The organism is Bradyrhizobium sp. 142, from assembly GCF_023074015.1.
Taxonomy (GTDB): Bacteria; Pseudomonadota; Alphaproteobacteria; order Rhizobiales; family Xanthobacteraceae; genus Bradyrhizobium.
In genome coordinates this window covers 26005-42699 of record NZ_JADPKQ010000126.1, presented here as the reverse complement: position 1 = coordinate 42699, position 16695 = coordinate 26005, and the positions used below count along the sequence as shown (strand labels likewise).

Below are 16695 nucleotides of genomic sequence, written 5' to 3'. Positions count from 1 at the left end.
ACTTTGAGCCAACCCTGCCGCCTGCAGCGTCAGAGGAAAGTGTTGCGATTCAACGCGTTGGCAGGCTTTCGCGGGGCAGGGTGCAGTTCACTCTCAGGCAAGCCGGTCAGGACTTTGTCGCCTATACTGTGCTATAGAACCAGCAAAGCGGGCCAATTCGAAAGAGCAGTTTCCATGGCAGTGCATCAGGTCAATCCGGGAGGAAAGCTCGCGTCGCTCGACCCGATCTGGCAGCGGGTCCGGGGCGAAGCGGAGGACATCGTCCATCGCGAGCCGGAGCTTGCGACCTTCATCTATTCGACGGTGCTGCATCACAGCCGTCTGGAAGATTCGGTGATCCACCGTCTCGCCGACCGGCTCGATCACGCCGCACTGTCGGGCGATCTCGTGCGCCAGACCTATGACGAGGCGCTGCGCGACGAACCGGACCTCGGCAACGCCTTCCGCGCCGATCTCGTCGCCGTCTACGACCGCGATCCCGCGACCTCGCGCTTCATCGATCCCTTGCTCTACTTCAAGGGCTTTCACGCGATCCAGACCCATCGCCTGGCGCACTGGCTCTATCTGAAGGGCCGCAAGGATTTCGCGTACTATCTGCAGAGCCGCGCCTCTGCGGTGTTCCAGACCGACATCAATCCCGCCGCGCGCATCGGCCGCGGCATCTTCCTCGACCACGCCACCGGTTTCGTCTGCGGCGAGACGGCTGTCATCGAGGACGACGTCTCGATCCTGCATGGCGTCACGCTCGGCGGCACCGGCAAGGAGAACGAGGACCGTCATCCCAAGATCCGGCACGGCGTCTTGATCGGTGCAGGCGCAAAGATCCTCGGCAACATCGAGATCGGCCATTGCGCGCGCATCGCCGCCGGCTCGGTGGTGGTGAAGCCGGTCCCGCACAACGTCACGGTTGCCGGCGTGCCCGCCAGGATCGTCGGCGAAGCCGGCTGCGCCGAGCCGTCGCGTACTATGGATCAGATGATCAACGCCCTGGGACTCTGAGATGGGACTTTGAGGTGGGGCTTTGAGCTTGAAGAGGGCCTGATTTTCCGGCCCTTTCTCGTCCCCACATTCTTTGGCAATTGATGCTGGCGGTTCGTCGCGTCTCGTCCTAAAACCCCGCTAACCCAGATTTGGATTGGAGACTTGCCGTGGACGTCAAGGAAGTAAGGAAGCTCGACGCGTATTTGAAGCGCGTATTCGGCAATCCCAAGATCCGCGTCGTGCCGCGGCCGAAGAAGGATGATTCCGCCGAGGTCTATATCGGCGAGGAGTTCATCGGCGTGCTGTTCGTCGACGACGAGGACGATGATCGCTCGTTTCAGTTCCAGATGGCGATCCTCGAGGACGATCTCGTCGATCAGGAATAGTTCGTCAGCGGTCATTGCGAGCAAAGCGAAGCAATCCAGAAATCTTTCCGCGGAGGGATTCTGGATTGTTTTGCTTGCAATGACCACTCTAGCTAGATTCGCGGGCCCGTAAATCTACTTCTTTGCGACAATCCGTAGCCGCGCCGTCGCGTCAGCGACAATGTGGCTTTGCGCATCGACGAGGTCGGCTTGCACGACCTCCGCTCGACGACACGCGCTGGGGCCGTGCGAAATGGAAGTAATGGGTTTCGCTTCGCTCTACCCATCCTACGAGCTGCAAATATCAATAAGGCAATTGGCCGAAGTGCGCTCATTTCAGCCTCAAATCAGAATACGATGAGAGTATTAGGAGTGTTCTGCCACCAACAGGTTTTCCCCTCGCCTGGCACTCGCCTTCAGTTACAGATCTCGACGTTAATAAGGGTGTGGCCTGTGCTTCTTGAATCAAGGCGACAGCCGGGTCGGACGGGACGACAGCCCGCATTGTTGCAGACCATTTGCCCAGATGCGGAGGGCTTCGCTGGTGTCGCTTCGGTTTGTTTCCGCTCCGCGTCTCGATTCTTGGCGTCCTCGCGGGTCGCAACCGGCTTCTTGTCCTGAACCTTCTCGCATTCATTGTCGTCATTGACGCGATAGCCGGCGCGGCAGGCGATCTTCACGCAAGCGTCGCCGTCGGCCTTGAAGCCGTGATCGCAGACCAGCGGACAAACCCGGCCCGGCTTGGCCTTGATGGCATCGAGCGCGTCGAAGCTCGCGAGCTTGGCGTCGAACTTCGTCCCGGCATATTTGTTGAACAGCGTCAGCGAGCGTTGCGATGACGCATTCCAGTCGCCATCGGCAGCGGCGGCCAGGCAGCCGACCCGGCGCAGCTCGGACTGAACCAGCTTCGCCGTCTCTTGCGGCGACAGGCTCGGCGGTGATGAGGTCGGGGCAACGGCAGCAACTTTCTGTTCACTATCCGCCCGCGCTTTCGCGTCCGCCGCCTGCTTCTGTGCGGTTTGTTTGGTTTGCAGCTCGGCGGCCGCCCTGTCGCTTGCGATCTTGTCGGCGAGCGCCTTCTCGGCGGCTTGCTTATCTGCCACGGCCTTTGCCGCTGCGGCCTCGGCGTCCTTGCGACGCTGCTCGGCGGCGGCCGCCTTGGCCTCCTCGACCTGCTTGGCTTTCTCCGCCGCCGCCTTGGCGACCTCAGCGGCCTTCGCGGCTGCAGCGGCTTTCTCCTGTTCGGCCTTCTTGGTGCGGTCGAGTGCCAGCCTTGCCTTCTCGTCCTCGGCCTGCCCGGCCTTGTCCGCAGCGGAAGCGCGGGTTTCTTCGGCGGCGATCTTGTTCAACTGGCCCTTGGCGAGATCGCTATAGAAACCGCTGGGAAAGCGGTTCAGGAAGGCGGCCCATCCGTCACGCGTGCCAAGCTGGAGCGCCAGTTCGTAATCGCGCCGGATTTCGCTGTCCGGGTTGGCCTGCGGCCCGGCCGCCACCGGCTTCGCTGCCACCAGCGGCACGTCATCGCCTCCAAGCGAGCCGTACACATACGGCTCCTGCTTGTAGCCGGTGGTCTTGAGCACGTCGTCGCGCACGAAGCCGAACGCCTTGCGCAGATCGAGGCCCGGCATCGGCAGACGTTCGACCAGAGCGGTGGCGAACGGGCTGTTCTTCGCGTCACCGTCCGAGGCGGTCGAGCCCGCCTTCGCCGCGAAGGCAATCATGGTGTTCGGGCTGGTCGGCTCGACCTTGGCAAGGCCGCGGCCGATGGCCCGGGCGGCAATCGTCCGCTTCATGGTCTTGGCAAAGGGATTGTCGCGACAGGCGTCCAGGATGACGAGCCGGAGCTGCTTCGCCGGTTCGACGGCGAACAGGGCCCGGTCCAGCGGCAGCGTTTCGTCGAGAACGTCGCTGTCGGTTTCGAGCGTCGCGTCGGTGGGGATCAGGTAATTGGTTCCGTCGAGCTCAATGCCGTGCCCGGCATAGTAGACCACCGCAACGTCGGCCTCGCGCGCCTTGCCGCCAAAATCGCGCAGCGCCTTGCGCATCTCGGCGACGTTCAGGTCGAGCTTGACGTCGACCGTCTCGAAGCCGGCCTTTCTGAACATGCCGCCGACCAGCGCGGCATCGTTGGCCGGGTTGGTCAGCTTCGCCACGTTCTTGTAGGCCGAGTTGCCCATGACGAGCGCGACGCGCTTCTCGGCCAGCGCAGAGTCGGTCCCAAGCCAGGTCGCTAAAATCAACAAAACAAACAGCCGAAGCCCGCGCATTCCTGCCCCCGAATGCAATCGCATCAGATTATTCGTAGAATGGCCAAATGCAATCTGCGATCAGTGATGTTCATCACACATCCCTTCAAGAGTCGGTCGCCGCGTTGGCGCGGCCTGCGTATCTGGCCTGCAAGGGAATGCTTGCGTCTCGGTCGCGGCTCAGTCGCACACTTCCTTTTGAGATGCGATGTTTCCACTGTTCGGGTTAACAATGCGACAGCCCGACTTTACCGGCCGACAGCCGGCTTGGTTACAAAGGATTTGACCAGATGCAGACGGCTTGATGGGGGCGGCTTCAACCTGCTTCCGATCTGCGTCTCGTTTCTTGGTATCCTCGCGGGTCGCGACCGGCTTCTTGTCCTGGACCTTATCGCATTCATTGTCGTCGTTGACGCGATAGCCGACGCGGCAGGCGATCTTCACGCACGCGTCGCCATCGGCCTTGAAGCCGTGATCGCACACCAGCGGACAAACCCGGCCCGGCTTGGCCTTGATGGCATCGAGCGCGTCGAAGCTTGTGAGCTTGGCGTCGAACTTCGTCCCGGCATATTTATTGAACAGCGTCAGCGAGCGTTGCGACGACGCATTCCAGGCGCCATCGGCAGCGGTCGCCAGGCAGCCGACCCGGCGCAGCTCGGACTGAACCAGCTTCGCCGTCTCTTGCGGCGACATACTCGGCTGCGATGAGGTCGGGGCAACGGCTGCAACTTTCTGTGCAGTGTCGGTAACCTGCTGCCTCTCTGTAGTCCGCTGTTCGGCGATCTGCTTGGTGTCATTTGCCAGCCTCTCGGCGAGCGCCTTCTCGGCCGCTTGCTTGTCGGCCAGCGCCTTCGCCGCTGCGGCCTCGGCTTCCTTCCGGCGCTGCTCGGCCGCGGCCGCCTTGGCCTCCTCGATCTGCTTGGCCTTCTCTGCCGCGATGCGGGCGTTCTCGGCGGCCTTGGCGGTGGCAGCCGCCTTCTCTTGCTCGGCCCTGTTCGCACGCTCGGCTGCGAGCCTTGCCTTTTCGTCTTCGGCTTGGCGTGCCTTCGCGGCCGCAGCTGTGCGCGCCTCCTCGGCCGCGACGTTCTTCAGTTGCGCGCGGGCGAGGCCCGCGTAGAACCCGTCAGGATAAGCCTGCAGGAATGCTTCCCATGCGTCTCGGTTTCCCGCCTGGAGCGCCAGCTCATAGTCCCGGCGCACGCTGTCTTGGGGATTGGCTTGCGGGCCCGGCGCTGCTGCCGGCTTGGCCGGTACCAGCGGCACGTCATCGCCTCCAAGCGAGCCGTACACATACGGCTCCTGCTTGTAGCCGGTGGTCTTGAGGACATCGTCGCGCACGAAGCCGAACGCCTTGCGCAGGTCGAGGCCCGGCATCGGCAGACGTTCGACGAGCGCCGTGGCAAACGGGCTGTTCTTCGCATCACCGTCCGAGGCGGTCGAGCCCGCCTTCGCCGCGAAGGCGATCATGGTGTTCGGGCTGGTCGGCTCGACCTTGGCAAGGCCTCGGCCGATGGCACGTGAGGCAACCGTGCGCTTCATCGTCTTGGCGAACGGATTGTCGCGGCAGGCGTCCAGGATGACGAGGCGAAGCTGCTTGGCCGGCTCGATCGCAAACAACACCCTGTCGAGCGGGAACGCCTCGTCGAGAACATCGGTGTCGGTCTCCAACGCGGCATCGGTAGGGATCAGATAGTGGTGCCGTCAAGCTCGATGCCATGGCCGGCGTAGTAGATGACCGCGACGTCGGCGTCGCGTGCCTTGCCGCCGAATTCGCGCAGCGCCTTGCGCGTGTCGACCACGTTCAGGTCGAGCTTGACGTCGACCGTATCGAAGCCGGCCTTCCTGAACATGCCGCCGACCAGCGCGGCATCGTTCGCGGGGTTCGCCAGCTTCGCCACGTTCTTGTAGGCCGAGTTGCCCATGACGAGCGCGACGCGCTTCTCAGCCAGCGCAGAGCCGGACCCAAACCAGGTCGCAAAGCAGGTCGCAAAAATCAACAAAACAAACAGCCGAAGCCGCATTCCAGCCCCCGAATGCAATAGCGTCAGATTATTCGCAGAATGGCCAAATGCAAATCTGCGATCAGTGATATCAAGCACACATCCGCGCGGCCATCCCAGAAACTACGGGTGGGAGATGCGTGACCGCACCATTCAAATCGATCTCCCATGATGCCCATTGTGCCCCTGTTTTGCCCGACGGATCAACGGCTATTCGAAAAATACGAAAATGCTCAATGCTGCCGGATGCTTGGCTACTGTGCATGGGGTTGTTTTCGAGGTTTTATTTTGAAGGCTCCAGCCGATCCCGCGGCGGGGCCGCGCTCACCCCCGCGGTCCGCGCAGCTGCAGCGTCAGCCGGTCCATCGCTTCCGTCACCTCGCGCCATTGCGACAACCATTTGCGCGGATAGCGGAAGGTGAGGTCGGCGCCGCCGAAGCGGCGTTCGGAGAGGCACATGCCCGGGGTGGCCGCATCGCGCGTGCAACGTGCGGTCAGTGCTGGGCTTGCAGCCGAATAGAGGTCTTCGCCGGCATAGGGCGTCTCGCTGCGAAACATTCGCATCGTCAGCCCGTCCTCGGGCATCGTCGCGGCCAGGTCGAGATAGCGCGGATAGATCGTGCCGACGCGCTGCTCCGGCGCCAGCGCATCGTGATGCGCTGCGATCGACAGGAAGATGCGGTCGATCGCTTGCAGCGTCGTATCCACGCTGTCGACGGTGACATGCTTCGGTGCCCCCGGCGACTCGAGCGAGGGATAAAGGAAGTCAAGGTCGATGCGCTCCTGCGGCCCGGAGTGCCGCTGGATCTTCATCCGGATCGCGGCCGCCGGCAGGTTGAACAGCGTGCCACCGATGCTCACCGGCAGCTTGTCCGGAGCGTTGGCGCCGCCACCGGCGCCCCAGGTCGGCCACAACAGATAGGCGACCAGCGCGATGGCGATCACCGCGCAACCGCCACTGAGCGCGATCGGGAGCAAATGAGCCCGGGTTCGCGCGCTGCGGGACGGAGGGGAAGTTGCCGAAAACAACGTCATGGAACTTGCGCGACTGAGCCGGAGGTCGGCCGGTGGCCGACGAATCAGCGCGAATATGCCACGCGGCGGCGCTTTCGCGGAGGGTTCCTGGCTGCCGGGAACGGGAGAGGGCTCTGCGCTGACGGGGCGGCGGCGTTAACCTTCGCTTAAGGATAATCTAGCGTTAACCGGCACTATTTGTCACAGGAAGACGCTGGCGTTGCGTAAGGGCGGACCGTTCCGATGACACCTGAAGCTTTCAATACCTTCTTCTCGATCTGCATCGGCTTCGCGCTCGCGGGCGCCCTCGTGAACGGATACCAGGCCTTGGCGCAGCGGCCCGCCGGTTTCGGGCTGTTGCAGGAGGGCGTGGCCCCCAAGACTTTTGCGGCAGTACCGTTCCTGGTCTTCGCCGCCCCCTTCATCATCATGCGCAATACGCTGCGCGGCATGCGGGTGGAAAGCCGCCGTGTCGAGTTCGTGATGATGGCGACCGTCATCGCCGGCTTCTGGAGCATGATGAGCGGCACTTTCTTCCTGATGACGCTGCGCGCAGCCGGCGTTCTGACCTGACAGACGCGGGCGGCCTGCCAGGGCGGCCCTTTGCCTGATGCGGCGTGTTTCGCTATGCCAAGTCAGCGTGACAGGAGACCTTCATGGCCATCTACGAGCTCGACGGGCAGGCGCCCGATCTTCCCACCGACGGCAACTATTTCATCGCGGAGACCGCGACCGTGATCGGCCGCGTACGCCTGAAGCCGGGCGCGAGCGTCTGGTTCGGCGCGGTGCTGCGCGGCGACAATGAGTGGATCGAGATCGGCGAGGGCGCCAACGTGCAGGACGGCTCGACCTGCCACACCGATCTTGGCTTTCCGCTGGTCGTCGGCACCAACTGCACCGTCGGCCACAACGTCATCCTGCACGGCTGTACCATCGAGGAGGGCGCGCTCGTCGGCATGGGCTCGATCGTGATGAACGGCGCCAGGATCGGCCGCAACAGCATCGTCGGCGCCGGCTCGGTCATCACGGAGGGCAAGGAATTTCCCGAACGCGCCCTGATCATCGGCTCGCCCGCGCGCGTGATCCGCACGCTTGACGACACCCAGGTGCAGAAGATGGGGAGCGCGGCAAGGTTCTATGTCGCCAACGGGCCGCGCTTCAAGAAGGGCCTGAAGCGGATCGGGTGACATGCACGCCTCGGTGCAAGCATCGCCGGCTTCTTGGCGATCGTCACCACCTTCCTGCTCGTGATGTCGATCCAGACGGTGCGCCTGCAGACGACCTATCGTCACATGCACGCGTCCTCCGCCGAGGCGGCCATCAACGTCGGGCGCATCAACACGCTGATCTACGCCATCGTGATGGAGTCGCGCGGCATCTACATGTCCGCCGATCGCGGCAGCGTGAAGCCGTTCGCGGACGGGCTGGTCCGGCGCAACCGCGAGCTCGCCGAGGCGGTGAAGAACATGGAGCGGACCGTCGGCGACGACGACGCCGATCAATTCACCACTTTCCGGCAGCGGATCGCGCAGTTCATCGAGTTTCGCCAGGAGCTGGTGCGGCGCGGGCTGGAGATCAGTCCTGCCGCGGCGCGCGAATGGGGTGACAACGACGCCAACCGGTCGCTGCGAAACAAGCTCAACAGCGATCTCGAGACCCTCGAACGAATTTACAGGCAGCGCGCCCGCCAGGCGGACGAGCTCGCCAACGAGAACCGCTACGCCGCGGCCTATCTGTTCGCGCTCGGCCTTACGGCGCTGCTGCTCGCGGCGCTGAACGTCGGTGGTCGGCGCACTGTCCGAGATCACGCAGGCGACCGATCGGATCGCCACCGGCGATATCAAGAGCGAGGTGCCGCATCGCGGCCGTCACGACGAGATCGGGCACCTGGCGCGCGCTGTGCAGAATTTCCGCGATGCGGTGGCGCGGATCTTCGAGCTCGAGGAGCTCGAGCTCGGCACCGCGCACGCGCGCGACACGGCCAGGACCGAGCGGGACAAGTTCAACGACAAGTACCAGGCCAAGAAGTGGCAGCTCTCGGCTGCGATCAGCAGCATGCCACTGGGCCTGATCATGCTCGACGCTAAGGCGGGTGTGGTCGCAATGAACGCCAACTACCGGCAGATCTACAACCTGCCCGATACAATCCAGGCCGGATCGACGCTCGAGGATATCCTCCAGCATCGGGTCAAGAGCGGCCTGTTCAGCGGCGACGTCGCGAAATATGTCTCGGCGGTTCTCGACCGGATCGCCAGGCGCGAGCCGACGGCCTATGAGATCACCTTGAATGACGGCCGCACCATCAAGATCTACGAGCGTCCGATGGACGGCGGCGGCTGGGTATCGGTGCAAGAGGATGTCACCGAACAGCGCCAGCGCATCCTCGAGCGGATGGAGCGTTTCCTCGCCACCATCATCGAGAATGTGGCGGAAGGCATCATCGCCAAGGATGCGCGCAATCTGCGCTACGTCTTCGTCAACAAGGCCGCCGAGAAAATGATCGGCATGTCGAGCGGCGAGATCATCGGCAAGACCGCGCGGGAATTGTTCTCCCCGGAGACGGCCGAATTGATCGAGCGGCGCGACCGGCAACTTCTCGCCCAGAAGCAGCAGCTCGAACCGATCGTCGATATCGTCGACAATCCCACGCGGGGACGCCGCGTGATCTCTGCCCGCCGAGTCCAGATCGGCGGCGCCGGCGAGGAGTCCCACATGTTCGTGACCATGGTCGAGGATCGAACCGAGACGATGGTGGCGGCCGCATAGATCGGCTGCGCCGGCAGACCAAGCGTCAGCTTCTCTCGGACTTGCGCGCTTTAATCGCACCGGCGACCTTCTCGTGACCGGCGGCCCACAGCGCATGCTCGTCGCTGCCGTCCTGGTACGGATTGGCTTCGGCCGGAATGTTCTCGCTAGCGGCGCGTTCGCCCTCTGCAAAGGGATCGCGATCGGTCATCGTGATTTCGCCTTTCCCCTCTCGCGCGCCAGCTGCTTCAGCTTGTCGAACGTGTGCTCGAACGCAATCAGTTTGCCCATGATCGTGGCTGCCTCTTTGCTCTCAAGCGGATGTGACGGGATTTGTTCCGGAACCGGCTTTTGCCGCGGCCGTTGACCGGCAAGGAGACTTTGCCAAGGGAGAATTTGCGATGGCCGCATCGCATGCAACTGTTCCAATCAAGGCCCTGATCGTGATCTGCGGCATCGTCGCAACGCCGGTCGCATCACTTGCCCAAGGCCCCGGTAGCCCCAGTAGCACTGGTAGCACTGGCGGCTCCGCCGGATTGAGCGGCGGCGTTTCCAATTCACCGGCGCCGCCACCCGGCACCAACAGCCTCGGCACCGCGCAGTCGTCCGGCCCGAACGCGGCGCGCGCGACCACCACAGACGGCGGCGCGGGTGCGTCCGCCGATGCGACCGTGAGTGAAGAGAACAGGCTGCTCGACAAGAAGATGAAGAGCATCTGCCGCGGCTGCTGACGCTCGCGCGGAAGTGAGACAGGGTGGCTGTCAGGAACGCCCGGATGACATTAGCTTGATCTTGCTTTGGAGCGTGGGGCGTGTCCACGCGGAGGATCGAGTGATGTTACGCAGGATGATCATGGCGGCACTGGCCGCGGCGGCGGTCGGGCTGTCGGCGCCGCAGGCGGCCCAAGCGCGAGGGTTCGGACATGGTGGTGGCTGGGGCCATGGCGGGCATGGCCATTGGCATGGCGGCGGCTTCTGGCCCGGTCTCGCGCTCGGCGCAGGTCTTGGTGCAGGTCTTGGTGCAGGACTTGCCGGGGCCGGCTACTACGGCGGCTATGGCTATTATGGCTCCCCCTATTACGGCGATCCCTACTATTATGGTACCGGCTACGATGATGGTTATGGCGGCTGCTACGTCGCGCGCAAGCGCGTGATGACGCCTTCGGGGTGGCGATTCCGCCGCGTCGACGTCTGCGAGTGAGGCGAAAGCGCCGGCCGTACCCAGCAAAAAACAAGGCCGTTGACGCAATATACCGTCAACGACCTTGCCAGCCCCGGATATTGAAATCGGCTCACGCCATCCGGTAAACCCAAGCATCGCTCGGAATCATACGGGTGAATGTGATCCAGTTCACAAGTCGAAAAAATTAAGTCGAAAAGGGGTCAGCCGCGCGACTTGCCCTGCTTGCGTGCGCTGGCGTGGATGCGGTGGCGCGCCGGTTTCCTGCGGGTAACCGAGGGGGCCTCGGTCTCGGTGGCACGGGCGCTGGCAAAGGATTGCCGCAGGCCATCGATGGACTCGTTTAGAGTTGCGACCTGCTCCGAGAGGCGCTTGGTGTCGGCCTGCTGCAATGCGAGTAGCCGCTTCATCGTCTGGAGCTGGTCCTGGACGACCTGCAACTGGTCGATCGATTCCTGCTGGGTCGCCTCCAGCCCCTTGGTTTTCTCGACGAGCTGCTCGGACGCCTGCGCGGTGCGGGTCTGAAGCTGCCGCGACGCCACCACCCGGTCGGCCTCCGGCGCGCTGCCGGTGTAGGCACGCCAGATCGCGATCGAGGTTACGCCAGCGATCAGGAGCACGAGGACCGCGGCGGTCAGCGCGATAGGCTGGGCACCGAGACGGGCGAACGGATGGGAAGTATCCTCTGCGAGATCGATCATCGCTGACAAAGCCCAAATGGAAACTTGGAAAGTGGCGAAGACCGGCAATCCACAAGGGGCGGCCGGGATGTCCCGAAAACGCTACGTTTCGGCAAGGAATGGGACCAAAAAGAGGCCGAGCGCCGAAAAAGGCCGGCCCGCCTGATCCCGGCAACCGGGAATCCAGCGCATGGTTCGCCAAAATCTCGCTCGTTCCGAATTCGGCATGTCTCGGAATTCGCCGTGACAACTAAGGGCGAATGGCCTTCATCGAGGGCTGGATGGTGAGCCGATAGGCGACAAACGCGTTGCCGTCGAATGTCTCCAGCACCTTGTCACAAGCAGGACATCGATAGTCGCCCTTCGTCCCCGGTTGTGTCGCCAACTCGAGTCGGCGGAAGCCGGCACCGCAGGCGGAACAGGTCACATCGTTCTTTTTCATGGAGATCCCGTAAAATCCGGTGGCGTCACTCGTACCAACGGTTGGGGCGAAACTTGGGTTGCGCCGATTGAGGACCGAAAAGCAATCTCGTTGCAGCGTGATCGGCGCGGCTCAGGGCTGGAACGGCGACAACAACCCGGCATAGGTCTTGGCCCTCGGCGCCGCGTAAGGCCCGAGCCGGGAGGTCTTCAGGCCCAGCCGCACCAGTCCTTCCGCAAGCGTCACCGCGGCGGCGACGCCGTCGACCACGGGCAGGCCATGCTTGTCGGCGAGTTCGGCGGCAAGATCAGCCATGCCGGCGCAGCCGAGTACGATAGCCTCTGCACGGTCGTCGCGGATAGCTGCGGCGATCTCCGCAGAGATTTTGCCAAGTGCCTCGACGTTGCGCTCCTCGAGCGCCAGCACCGGCACCTCGGCGGCACGGACGCGGGCGCAGCGCTCGGCGAGGCCGTATTTGCGCAAGTTATGCTCGATCGGCACGATCGAGACACTGAGCGTCGTCACCACTGCAAAGCGCGCCGCGACCAGGCTCGCCATGTGAAAGGCGGCCTCGCCAATGCCGATCACCGGCGCCTTGGCGGTGGCGCGCGCCGCGTCGAGGCCGGTGTCGTCGAAGCAGGCGATGATGTGAGCGTCGGCACCGTCGCGATCGGCCTCACGAATGCAGCCGAGCATGCCGGGAACCGCAAAGGCCTCGTCGTAAAAGCCTTCGATCGAGACCGGGCCCATGGTCGGCTGGCGCGGATCGATCACGGTGCCGGGCAGGGCGATCGCGCGCGCCGCCGCGGCGATCTTTGCCGTCATCGACGCCGTGGTGTTCGGATTGACGACGTGCAGCCGCATCGGTTCAGACAAGCCCCTTGCCGGCGTCCGAGCCCTTCGCCGCCTGCCGCTTGTTCAGCATGTGGATAGTGCCGAGCGCAAGGGTGATCACCGTGAACGACACCGCCGAAATCACGGTACCCAGCGCATAGATGTCCGGGTTCGTCACCGTGGTGGTGAGGCCCTGGAGATCCAGCGGCAATGTATTCACCGCCCCGATCGCCTGGCTGGAGCGCGCCAGTTCGTCCCAGGACAGCGTGAAGCCGAACAGCCCGATGCCGATCACGGAGGGCAGGATGATCGGCAGCACGACATGACGGAAAGCCTGCCACGGCGTCGCACCGAGATCTCGCGCAGCTTCCTCCAGGCGCGGATCGAAGCGGTTGAAGATCGCGAACATGATGAGCAGGCCGAACGGCAGCGTCCAGGTCAGGTGCGCGCCGAGGCCGGAAGTCAGCAGGCCCATCGAGGTCTCAAAGTTCTCGTTGAAGTAGCCCTTGATCAGGTCGTCGATAATGCGAAATTCGAGCGAGATACCGAGCGAGGTAATGATCGACGGGACAATGAGGCTCGCGATCGCCGAATAGAACAGGATGCTCTGCGCCTTGAACTTCCTGCGGAACGCCATGCCAGCGGCGACCGAGAGCACGACGGTGACCGCCATCACCACGACGCCGAGCAGCAGCGAGCGGCGGAAGGCGGCTCCGAGATCGACGATGCCGGTGCCCTGGAACAGTTTTGCCAGCCAGAAGGTCGACACCCCGTTCATCGGAAAGGTGAGGCCGCCCTGCGGCCCCTGGAACGACAGGATGTAGATCGCGATCATCGGCCCGTAAAGGAACAGCACATAGGATGCGAAGAAGATCGCGAGCACATAGAAGCTGCGCGGGCGGCCCTCGGTCATCGTCTAGAGCTCCTTCCTGATGTCGACGATGCGCGACATCATGGTGATGATCAGGAAGGTGATCGCGAGCAGGATCACGGCATTGGCTGCGGCCGCTGGGAATTGCAGCGCGTTCACCCGCGTCTCGATGATCTTGCCGGCGGCGGCGATCTGCTGGCCGCCCATCACGCCGATGGTGATGAAATCGCCCATCACGATGGTGATGACGAAAATCGAGCCGATCACGATGCCGGGCTTGGCCAGCGGAATGACGACGTTGACCAGCGTCTGGAAGCCGGTCGCACCGGCGTCATAGGCCGCCTCGATCAGCGCTTTGTCGATGCGCACCATCGAGTTGAAGATCGGCACCACCATGAAGAAGGTGAAGAGGTGCACCAGCGCCAGTACCACGGAGAATTCGGAGAACAGCAGCCATTCCAGCGGCTGGTTGATCAGCCCGGTCTTGACCAGTCCGGAGTTCACCAGGCCGTTGCGTCCCAGCAGCGGGATCCAGGCGATCATGCGGATGACGTTGGAGGTCCAGAACGGGATCGTGCAGAGCAGCGACAGTCCCATCTGCCAGGTCTTGGACTTGACGTGAAAGGCGAGGAAGTAGGCGACCCAGAATCCGATGAACAGCGTGATCGCCCAGACCAGGAAGCACAGCTTCAGCGTCATTACGTACGTTCGCCCGATCGTGCAGAGATCGGGGAGCTGCGCGATGCATCCTTCGAACGTGTCGGTGTAGCCGCGGCCGGAGAAGGCCGGCAGCAGTTGATATTCGTTGTAGTCCCAGAAGGAGACGATGATGACGAAGACCAGCGGAATCAGGAAGAAGGCGAGAAACACCAGCATCATCGGCCCGGCCTGGAGCCAGGAGACGAAGGAAGGCGACAGGCGCGCCGGTTTGGTCCGGCGCGCCGTGCCCGATCCCCGGACGAGGTCCGGGGATGCCTGTTGCAGGATGTCCTCCGACGTATCCATCACGCGGCGATGAACTCGTTCCACTTGCGGACCATGTAGTCGTTCTCGTCCATCACGGCGTTCCAGCAGGCGACGCCGCCCATGCGGTCCTCGTAGGAGCCGCCGTCGCGCACCGCACCGGCCTTCTCCAAGAGCGAGCCGTCGGGCGCCTTGATGTCCTTCTCGGCCGGCTTGCCTTCCATCCAGTAGGCCCATTCGTAGGGCTCCATATGCGCCTTCGCGGTGGAGAGCACGGCAGAGTAGTAGCCCTGGCGGTTGAGATAGGCGCCGGCATAGCCGGACAGGAACCAGTTGACGAATTCATAGGCCCATTCGAGCTTGGCGCCCGACACGCCCTTGGAGACACAGAAGCCCGAGGCCCAGGAGCGGTAGCCTTCCTTGAGCGGCTGGAAGGTGCAGGCAATCCCCATCGAGCGCACCTTTGTCACCGCAGGCGACCACATCGACTGGATCACCGTTTCGCCCGAGGCCATCAGGTTGACGCTCTCGTTGAAGTCCTTCCAGAACGCGCGGAACTGGCCGGCCTTCTTGGCCTCGGTCATCACCTTCATGGTGAGATCGATCTCTTCCTTGGTCATGTTGCCCTTGTCGGCATATTTGTACTTGCCGGTGGCTTCCACGACCATCGCAGCGTCCATGATGCCGATCGAAGGGATGTTGAGGATCGAGGCCTTGCCCTTGAATTCAGGGTTGAGCAGTTCAGCCCAGGAGCTGATCGGGCGCTTGATGATGTCGGGACGGATGCCGAGCGTGTCGGCGTTGTAGACGGTCGGGATCAGCGTAACGAATTCGGTCGCGGTCTTGGAAAAGGTCTTGGAGTCCTTGCCCTCGAGATAGAGCACCTTCCAGGGCGCGGTGCCCTGGTTGCCGATCTTTTTGCCGCCGGGTGTCTCGCCCTTGGTGAAGACGGGCGTGATGTTGCCGAATTCCTTGATCTTGTTGGCGTCGAGGGCAAGGATGTTGCCGGATGGCACCAGCTTCTTCAGCGAGAAATATTCGGTGTCCAGCACGTCGAAGGAGTTCGGCTGGGTCATCACGCGCTTGGTGACGTCGTCGGTGGTCGCGGTGATGTATTCGATCTTGATGCCGGTGTCCTTCAGGCACTGTTTCGAGATGTCGTCACCCTCGTTCACGGCGGTGCCGAGATAGCGCAGCACCTTCGGCTCGGCCGACATCACATAGGGAAAGCCGGTGATGGCGCCGGAGCCGGCGGCAAGGCCGGCGAGACCCGCGGTGCTCTTGAGTAGCGTACGGCGGCTGACGCCGGTCTTCCCAGTGGTCTTGGTCATATCGGTCACTCCTCTGTTGCACATTCTCAGAAACGGCGGGCGCTATTGCAGGCGCTGCGCCTTGGCAGGATCCCAGGTGGCCAGTACACGATCGCCCGGACGGAACGGGTGGACGTCGAAGGCGGCCTCGGGAAGGTGGGAGAACAGGGCGGTGCCGTCGTCGAGCGTGAGCGAGACGGCAATATAGGAGCCCTGGTACTCGGTCTGGGTCAGTAGCGCCGGCGCGCCGTACGCGCCGTCGACAAACGGCGAGATGCCGAGCTGATCGGCGCGCACGGCGATGAGATTGCCGGCGTCGCTGAGCACGTTGTGCCCGCCGATGAAGCGCGCCACGAATTCGGTACGGGGATGGTGGAAGATGTCGCGTGCCGAGCCCTGCTGCTCGATCTTGCCGTGGTTCATCACCACGATGTGGTCGGCGAGCGCCATCGCCTCTTCCTGGCCGTGGGTGACCTGGATGAAGCTGATGCCGAGCTCGCGCTGGAGCCGCTTCAACTCGCCGCGCATCCTGACGCGCAGGAACGGATCGAGCGCGGACAGCGGCTCGTCGAGCAGGAGGATCTGCGGCTCGGTGATCAGTGCGCGGGCGAGCGCGACACGCTGCTGCTGGCCGCCCGAAAGCTGCGCCGGCAGCCGCGCGGCGTAGGGGGTCATCGCCACCAGCTCGAGCAGCTCGCCGGCCTTCCGGTGTCGCGTCTTGCGATCGATGCCGCGCATCTTCAGTGCGAAGGCGACGTTGTCGATCACGTTGAGATGCGGGAACAGCGCATAGGACTGGAACATCATCGCCGTGCCGCGTTCAGCCGGAGGCAGATCGGTGACGTTCTGAGGGCCAAGGATGATATCGCCCTCGCTGACCGCCTCGTGGCCGGCGATCATGCGCAAGGTCGAGGTCTTGCCGCAGCCGGAGGGACCGAGCAGGCAGCAATACATACCGGCCGGGATTTTCAGGTTGACGTTGTCGACCGCCAGCGTCGCGTCGTAGCGCTTGGTGACGGCGACCAGTTCGAGGGCTGCGGGAGTGGCCATGGCGTGTCCGAGGCGAGGGCGATGCGCGCCTCTCTC

General features: G+C 63.4%; 17 protein-coding genes and 2 pseudogenes. 8 read left to right on the top strand and 11 right to left on the bottom strand.

All coding sequences use genetic code 11. From position 1 onward, the window contains the following. Positions 1–174: 174 nt before the first annotated feature. Both cysE and IVA82_RS12695 read left to right on the top strand, forming a co-directional pair. The gene (gene cysE, locus IVA82_RS12700; protein WP_247390876.1) at positions 175–999 is read left to right on the top strand and encodes a serine O-acetyltransferase; all 825 of its coding nucleotides are present in this window, start codon (positions 175–177) and stop codon (positions 997–999) included. Positions 1000–1148: 149 nt separating this feature from the next. Further along, positions 1149–1367, top strand: a complete 219-nt coding sequence (locus tag IVA82_RS12695; RefSeq protein ID WP_007602550.1) for a DUF3126 family protein — start codon at positions 1149–1151, stop codon at positions 1365–1367. A 395-nt stretch (positions 1368–1762) separates the two neighbouring features. On the opposite strand, the gene IVA82_RS12690 is transcribed toward IVA82_RS12695, so the two are convergent. The 3 genes and pseudogenes from IVA82_RS12690 to IVA82_RS12680 all read right to left on the bottom strand — a co-directional run bounded on the left by IVA82_RS12690 (position 1763) and on the right by IVA82_RS12680 (position 6627). Continuing rightward, the gene (locus tag IVA82_RS12690; RefSeq protein ID WP_247390874.1) at positions 1763–3613 is read right to left on the bottom strand and encodes a caspase family protein; all 1851 of its coding nucleotides are present in this window, start codon (positions 3611–3613) and stop codon (positions 1763–1765) included. Positions 3614–3772: 159 nt separating this feature from the next. After that, positions 3773–5514: pseudogene (locus IVA82_RS12685) on the bottom strand (caspase family protein). Positions 5515–5916: 402 nt separating this feature from the next. Further along, on the bottom strand, positions 5917–6627 hold the full coding sequence (locus tag IVA82_RS12680) for a hypothetical protein (protein WP_247390872.1): 711 nt from the start codon (positions 6625–6627) through the stop codon (positions 5917–5919). A 222-nt stretch (positions 6628–6849) separates the two neighbouring features. On the opposite strand from IVA82_RS12680, the gene IVA82_RS12675 reads away from it, so the two are divergent. The 4 genes and pseudogenes from IVA82_RS12675 (at position 6850) to IVA82_RS12660 (ending at position 9372) form a co-directional block, all read left to right on the top strand. Next, complete coding sequence (locus IVA82_RS12675; protein ID WP_247390871.1) at positions 6850–7179, top strand: hypothetical protein; 330 nt, start codon at positions 6850–6852, stop codon at positions 7177–7179. An 83-nt stretch (positions 7180–7262) separates the two neighbouring features. Then, positions 7263–7793 carry a gamma carbonic anhydrase family protein gene (locus tag IVA82_RS12670; RefSeq protein WP_247390870.1) on the top strand — a complete coding sequence of 177 codons (531 nt, stop codon included), beginning with the start codon at positions 7263–7265 and terminating at the stop codon, positions 7791–7793. A gap of 595 nt (positions 7794–8388) precedes the next feature. Further along, positions 8389–8469: pseudogene (locus IVA82_RS12665) on the top strand (hypothetical protein); the annotation flags it as partial. 192 nt (positions 8470–8661) lie between these two features. Next, positions 8662–9372, top strand: a complete 711-nt coding sequence (locus IVA82_RS12660; protein ID WP_247390927.1) for a PAS-domain containing protein — start codon at positions 8662–8664, stop codon at positions 9370–9372. Between the two features lie 25 nt (positions 9373–9397). Here IVA82_RS12660 and IVA82_RS12655 read toward each other — a convergent pair whose 3' ends face one another. Continuing rightward, entirely contained in the window at positions 9398–9562 is a 165-nt protein-coding gene (locus IVA82_RS12655; protein ID WP_247390869.1) for a hypothetical protein, read from the bottom strand. 190 nt (positions 9563–9752) lie between these two features. Here IVA82_RS12655 and IVA82_RS12650 point away from each other — a divergent pair, with 190 nt between their 5' ends. Further along, on the top strand, positions 9753–10082 hold the full coding sequence (locus IVA82_RS12650; protein ID WP_247390868.1) for a hypothetical protein: 330 nt from the start codon (positions 9753–9755) through the stop codon (positions 10080–10082). 103 nt (positions 10083–10185) lie between these two features. Next, positions 10186–10551: a hypothetical protein gene (locus IVA82_RS12645; protein WP_247390926.1), complete on the top strand. Its 366-nt coding sequence runs from the start codon at positions 10186–10188 to the stop codon at positions 10549–10551. 182 nt (positions 10552–10733) lie between these two features. On the opposite strand, the gene IVA82_RS12640 is transcribed toward IVA82_RS12645, so the two are convergent. From IVA82_RS12640 to IVA82_RS12610, 7 genes are all read right to left on the bottom strand, one after another. Beyond that, on the bottom strand, positions 10734–11231 hold the full coding sequence (locus tag IVA82_RS12640; RefSeq protein ID WP_247390866.1) for a hypothetical protein: 498 nt from the start codon (positions 11229–11231) through the stop codon (positions 10734–10736). Positions 11232–11460: 229 nt separating this feature from the next. Then, a complete protein-coding gene (locus IVA82_RS12635; protein ID WP_247390864.1) occupies positions 11461–11652 on the bottom strand; it encodes a hypothetical protein in 192 nt (63 codons plus the stop codon). Between the two features lie 111 nt (positions 11653–11763). Beyond that, positions 11764–12495, bottom strand: coding sequence for an aspartate/glutamate racemase family protein (locus IVA82_RS12630; protein WP_247390925.1), 732 nt, complete (start codon positions 12493–12495; stop codon positions 11764–11766). 4 nt (positions 12496–12499) lie between these two features. Next, entirely contained in the window at positions 12500–13378 is an 879-nt protein-coding gene (locus IVA82_RS12625) for an ABC transporter permease (protein ID WP_247390862.1), read from the bottom strand. A 3-nt stretch (positions 13379–13381) separates the two neighbouring features. Beyond that, positions 13382–14341 carry an ABC transporter permease gene (locus tag IVA82_RS12620; protein WP_247390924.1) on the bottom strand — a complete coding sequence of 320 codons (960 nt, stop codon included), beginning with the start codon at positions 14339–14341 and terminating at the stop codon, positions 13382–13384. Continuing rightward, positions 14341–15630, bottom strand: a complete 1290-nt coding sequence (locus IVA82_RS12615; RefSeq protein WP_247390860.1) for a PotD/PotF family extracellular solute-binding protein — start codon at positions 15628–15630, stop codon at positions 14341–14343. Before IVA82_RS12615 ends, IVA82_RS12620 begins: the two co-directional genes overlap by 1 nt. Positions 15631–15672: 42 nt before the next feature. Then, the gene (locus IVA82_RS12610; RefSeq protein WP_247390851.1) at positions 15673–16659 is read right to left on the bottom strand and encodes an ABC transporter ATP-binding protein; all 987 of its coding nucleotides are present in this window, start codon (positions 16657–16659) and stop codon (positions 15673–15675) included. Between the last annotated feature and the right edge of the window lie 36 nt (positions 16660–16695).